This window comes from Thalassolituus sp. UBA2009 (assembly GCF_002335285.1).
Classification (GTDB): domain Bacteria; phylum Pseudomonadota; class Gammaproteobacteria; order Pseudomonadales; family Oceanobacteraceae; genus Venatoribacter; species Venatoribacter alkanivorans.
The window spans coordinates 1-4573 of sequence record NZ_DDCJ01000156.1 but is presented as its reverse complement, the minus strand read 5'-3'; the positions used below and the strand labels follow the sequence as shown (position 1 = coordinate 4573).

Genomic DNA, 4573 nt, shown 5'->3' with positions numbered 1-4573 from the left:
CCCGCTTCTTTTTGTTGGCGTGAAAAAATAATGGCCTGCCGCAAAGCACACAGCATTTTTATGGCAAAGGCTTCATAGGCAACGACCAGATTAATACCCGCCTGATTCGCCAGACAGGCACTGACAACGGCCTCTTCATTCAAAGCCGTAATAACACAGCCATCGATAGCTTCTGCGGCGGTAATTTCCGGACGGGTAACGCGGTGACGGAACTGATCCAGCGTCTGGCTCATACCATTGCCGCGCAGCTCATCAGGATTACCAACCCGGACCCGCAAGCGCGGATTAACTTCGGTTAATTCAATAAAATAACGATCGATAGCCGCCATAGCGGATTCCCGCCGGTCAGCCCATTCCGGTTCAGGGCAATTAACGGCCAGCATAGGCGTGCTTTTTTGTTTAGGTTGCCCCAATAAAGAAGCGGCTTCGCGCCATTGCGCATCCGGTTGCAATAATGCTTTTGCTCCCCGATGAAAAAAGGCCAGCGCTTCCGGATTTTCTGCCGGATAGGCTCCCAGCGGCAAACCATATGCGGCGCCAGTGCCTGCCGCAGGAAAGCCAAACCCTTTCACCGTTTCAGCAATACAGTAAGGCAAGGCAACCGGATATTGCGCCTCGCCCTGACGGATACGTTCAAACGCCTGGGACAGCTGAATTTCCATATAATAAATGGCGCACATAAAGGCCGCAGGGTCCCGCCCATCAATCACAAAAGGCGCAAAGCCCTGATTACGTAAATGACTGACAAACCAGCTGCAGCCGCCCTGTTGGGCAATGGTCGTGCGCTGATCAATACGCCGGCCATTGGCAATCATTACCGGCGCAATCAGGCCGGTGTCTTCTCCACGCCACCAGCGCGCGGCCCAGTCGGTACCGCGCTGTTCTTCAAAGGCTCCGTCACTTAAAAAAGCGACCAGACGCTCTCCCGGCAGCGGCATATGCGCATATTGCATTCCGGCAAAGCCCAGATAACCGCCCTCCATTCGCGCACCGGCCGTATGCACATTAACGTGGGCGCCCAGTGTTGATATCCGCTGTCCGGTATTATCCAGACGCGTGTCATAACAATCGGCGACAAAACGACTCAGGCCGTCATCATCCAGTGGATACTGCCGGCGACGTTCAGGTGCTGCGGTGCCGGTCAGCAATTGCAAAGCATCAATGGCAGCAACGCAGTGGCCCTGCCCCATCAGCCAATCCCGCGGCTGGCCGGTAAAATGATTTAACGCCAGCAAACCGGCATAGGCCGGCACCATATTCAGAGCGCCGCCGGTATGTCCGCGTGGGTGGGTTTTAAAATCCTGAGGCGTGAGATTACGGCCATCAGTATAGACGCGGCGGGCATAGGTCATATGCACCACCAGCCACATCGCCTGCTGGGTCAGGCAATCCAGAGCACGCAAACGCTGAAAAAAATATCCGGTGTCAGCAATGAGTCCTTTTTGCAGCAATGACTCAGCCATCAGGTGTGCCTGAATCTGAGTAGCCGGGCGGTGTTCAATCACTCCCAGACCTGAAGCCCAGAGCGCCAGTTCCGGATTCTGATCACGCAGATTCTGCGCTTCATGATCCAGATATTCCGGAGTCATCGGGTGACTGGTTTGCTGGTATAAATTAAGCGTCATAGCAACTCCGTGTCAGGAGTCTCTGATGAAACGCGTTTTGACATCGCCGATCTATACCCCGCAGGGGATAGACCGGCGCAGACCATGACGCAGATCAGCTGACAGCCTGTAAACGCTGACGATTACCCGGATTTTCCTGACGTTGCTGACGGTGATAGTGACGGATGGAATGCTCCTTACGGCGCCCGGCGCTGAACGCAGAGGTGCGTTTAAGATAGCCAATAACCCGGGTGCCATAGTCAATATCGTCAGAGCCGCAGGCCTGGCAATATTCCAGCGTCCGCTTATCAATTTTTTCACATTCGTTGCAGATGGTGATTTTGACGTTCACGCAGAAATAATTACAGCCGGTACGGGCCGCAATATTCAGTAAGGCCAGATAACCGTCTTCACTCAGTTTTTCTTCCAGATTCAGATGCAGTGCCGATCCGCCATCCAGATAATCGAGTAGCTCACGGCCATGCAACTGGAACTTATCCAGCACATTGGATTGCTCATCTTCGACCTGATAAAAATAGGAGTTGTAGCAATCCCGCTGCACACGATAGCCATCGGATTTATCCCAGCGGGCATTTTTGATGCCCAGATTTTCAGCCGGAACAAACTCCGTATTAAACATATAACCATATTCAAGTTTAGCGGCCTTATTGGCCTCATAAATCACTTTAAGATGGTCTCTGACAAAGTTTTTATACGCCTGATTATTACCGGCAACCAACCCCTGCGATTCAGCAGCCTCGACCATACCGTTAATGCCGATAGTCAGGAATTGCTTGTCCAGATTAATAAATCCGGCGTTGTAAACCGTCAGCATTCCGGCCTGAAGGTACTCTTCCATTAAGCGACGATAAGCCACCTGATAACGCTGCACCTTACTGATTTCTTCGGCAAGATCACGGCCATCCTGAACCAGCCGGTTCATATTAACTGTAATTACATTAATAGAACCGGTTGCCACGCCACCGGCTCCCAGCGAGTAAGAAAATGTATTGTCACTGATTTCACTGCGTAAGCGGCAGCAGGATGCCAGGCTGTCTGCACTGTCGGAAAGGTAGACGAAGAAAGAGCTGCCCCGGTTCAGGTGAGCGGCCATACTGCGGGCAAAGTCCTGATCTTTACACTGCCCTTTTTCGGTCAGCATGGCCACGGTGACAACCGGAAAGGTGAGGATGCTTTTGCTGCGCTCAGTATTGAACCAATCCAGGAAAAAATGCTGCAGTTTATCCAGCGTCTTCCAGCAGGGTTTGCTGAAATCAGGGAAGACGAACTCACCAAACATGCTGTCGAAATAGTTTTTGTCGTATAGCGAAAGATTCCAGAACACACTCTGATAACCCCGGGCAGCAGCCGGCTGATTGATGGCATACACGACATGCTGAAGATGGTTGGCAATCTGCTGACGATGGGTATTCAGATAATCATCGCCATAATCTTTGCGGGCAAAATAGTCGAAGTAAGTTAAAAATTCGACCGTAGCCACCGCACCGGCAAACTGGCTGCTGACAGCGAAGACAAAATTCACGAATGAACCACAGAACGATTCAATATGCTTCGGTGCCTGAGATTCGCCACCAAGCTTAGTCAGCCCGTCCAGTAAAAACGGATACATAGTTACCGATACACAATAGGGCTTCAGGCTGGTTTCATCATGTACATAAATCTCATGGTTCTCTATCTGGCGGATATATTCCTGTGCCAGATCATCCCCGAATAAATCGGAAATTTTTGCTGAAACCTGCGCACGGTTAATCTGCACAAAATAATCTTTCATCATCTCCGCTTCGAGCGTGGCGATATTCTTTTCGGTCACATTGGCATTGGCATCCATCCGTGAGCCGTCGGCGGCATTTTGTGCAGCCAGATAATGTTCAATAAAATCCAGCTTATGCTTAATGTGCTCTGCGCTCAGTTTCAGCATGATTCCGCTCCTTCAGAGTAGGCAATTGTTATTGATGAAATTTGTGATTCAGGCAGCGATTGCTGCGTAAATCCATAAAACGCTGATTTGTTAAGGGAGACTCCAGCCCCCCGAGATCCCGTAACCAGGGACCGGTTTTCAGGTAGGTCAGCTCAGCCTGCAGGCGCGGAGCAACCGTATCGAGCCCGGTATAAAGACAGGTATTCAGTCCTTGCCGGCGGGCCAGCTTCAGCAACAGTAACAGCTGCGCTTCATGCCACTCTCCACCCATAAACAGCACGCAGCTGATCAGACCGGCGTATGTCTCCAGACGCTGCCGGAAGTACTCTTCGGACAGCGGTTCACCCGCCATCGCGGGCCAGGTATCGGCACTGTGGCAACCGGGACAACGCAGCGGACAACCGCTGATGGTGTAGGCCAGAGAGACTTCTCCCGGCACTTCCTGGAAGACCACCTGTTCACGACTTAAATACATAAAACCCCATATGTGGTGCCTTAAATAATAAACAGACACAATATATGGACAGAGACTAACGAGAGGCGGCCGAATAAAATTGATCCAGATCAATTTTATTCGCAAACTACTCCGACATGGGTATCCGATACAGAGAACGGACGATCAGGAAAAGGGCCGTCAGCGCAATGGCCATTTATGGCGCAGTGGCAATGCAGAAAGAAAAAAGCCGGGTTATTACCCCAATGCTCTTCACTTAAGCAACTTGTCCTCATCCCTGCGGGCAGACCATACATATCACCGGTTTCTGCGGCGGCCCCAGAGGCGCAGAAAACCCATCACCGCAATGTCGCTTTTCAGATCAAACGAATTTTTTAAATATCATGTCTCACACACGGTTTCCTTTGGAGTGCGGCTGAGCGGATTACTTAAACCGGCGATCGTGCGGCGCCAGACAACCAGATGATTCTGCGGCCTTCAGAGCAAAACCCTGCCCCGGAACGATCCAAATGTTTGGGGTTTTAAAGCGTCGTTCCGGGGCGAATTGTTTTGCGTGCCGAATAATCATTGCAGTTG

2 protein-coding genes and 1 pseudogene are annotated in these 4573 nt (G+C 51.3%); all 3 read right to left on the bottom strand.

The genetic code is table 11. The annotated features are described in order from the left end of the window. Nucleotides 1-1625, bottom strand: a pseudogene (locus B3P58_RS19355) (xylulose 5-phosphate 3-epimerase); the annotation flags it as partial. Between the two features lie 94 nt (nt 1626-1719). Continuing rightward, nucleotides 1720-3543, bottom strand: coding sequence for an anaerobic ribonucleoside-triphosphate reductase (gene nrdD / locus B3P58_RS19350; RefSeq protein ID WP_286719876.1), 1824 nt, complete (start codon nt 3541-3543; stop codon nt 1720-1722). 28 nt (nt 3544-3571) lie between these two features. Further along, nucleotides 3572-4018, bottom strand: coding sequence for an anaerobic ribonucleoside-triphosphate reductase activating protein (gene nrdG / locus B3P58_RS19345; RefSeq protein WP_286719875.1), 447 nt, complete (start codon nt 4016-4018; stop codon nt 3572-3574). Nucleotides 4019-4573 lie beyond the last annotated feature (555 nt).

Coding starts and splice junctions, on each gene's coding strand:
- nrdD (WP_286719876.1), bottom strand. CDS start 3,543: ATGCTGAAACTGAGCGCAGAGCACATTAAGCATAAGCTGGATTTTATT.
- nrdG (WP_286719875.1), bottom strand. CDS start 4,018: ATGTATTTAAGTCGTGAACAGGTGGTCTTCCAGGAAGTGCCGGGAGAA.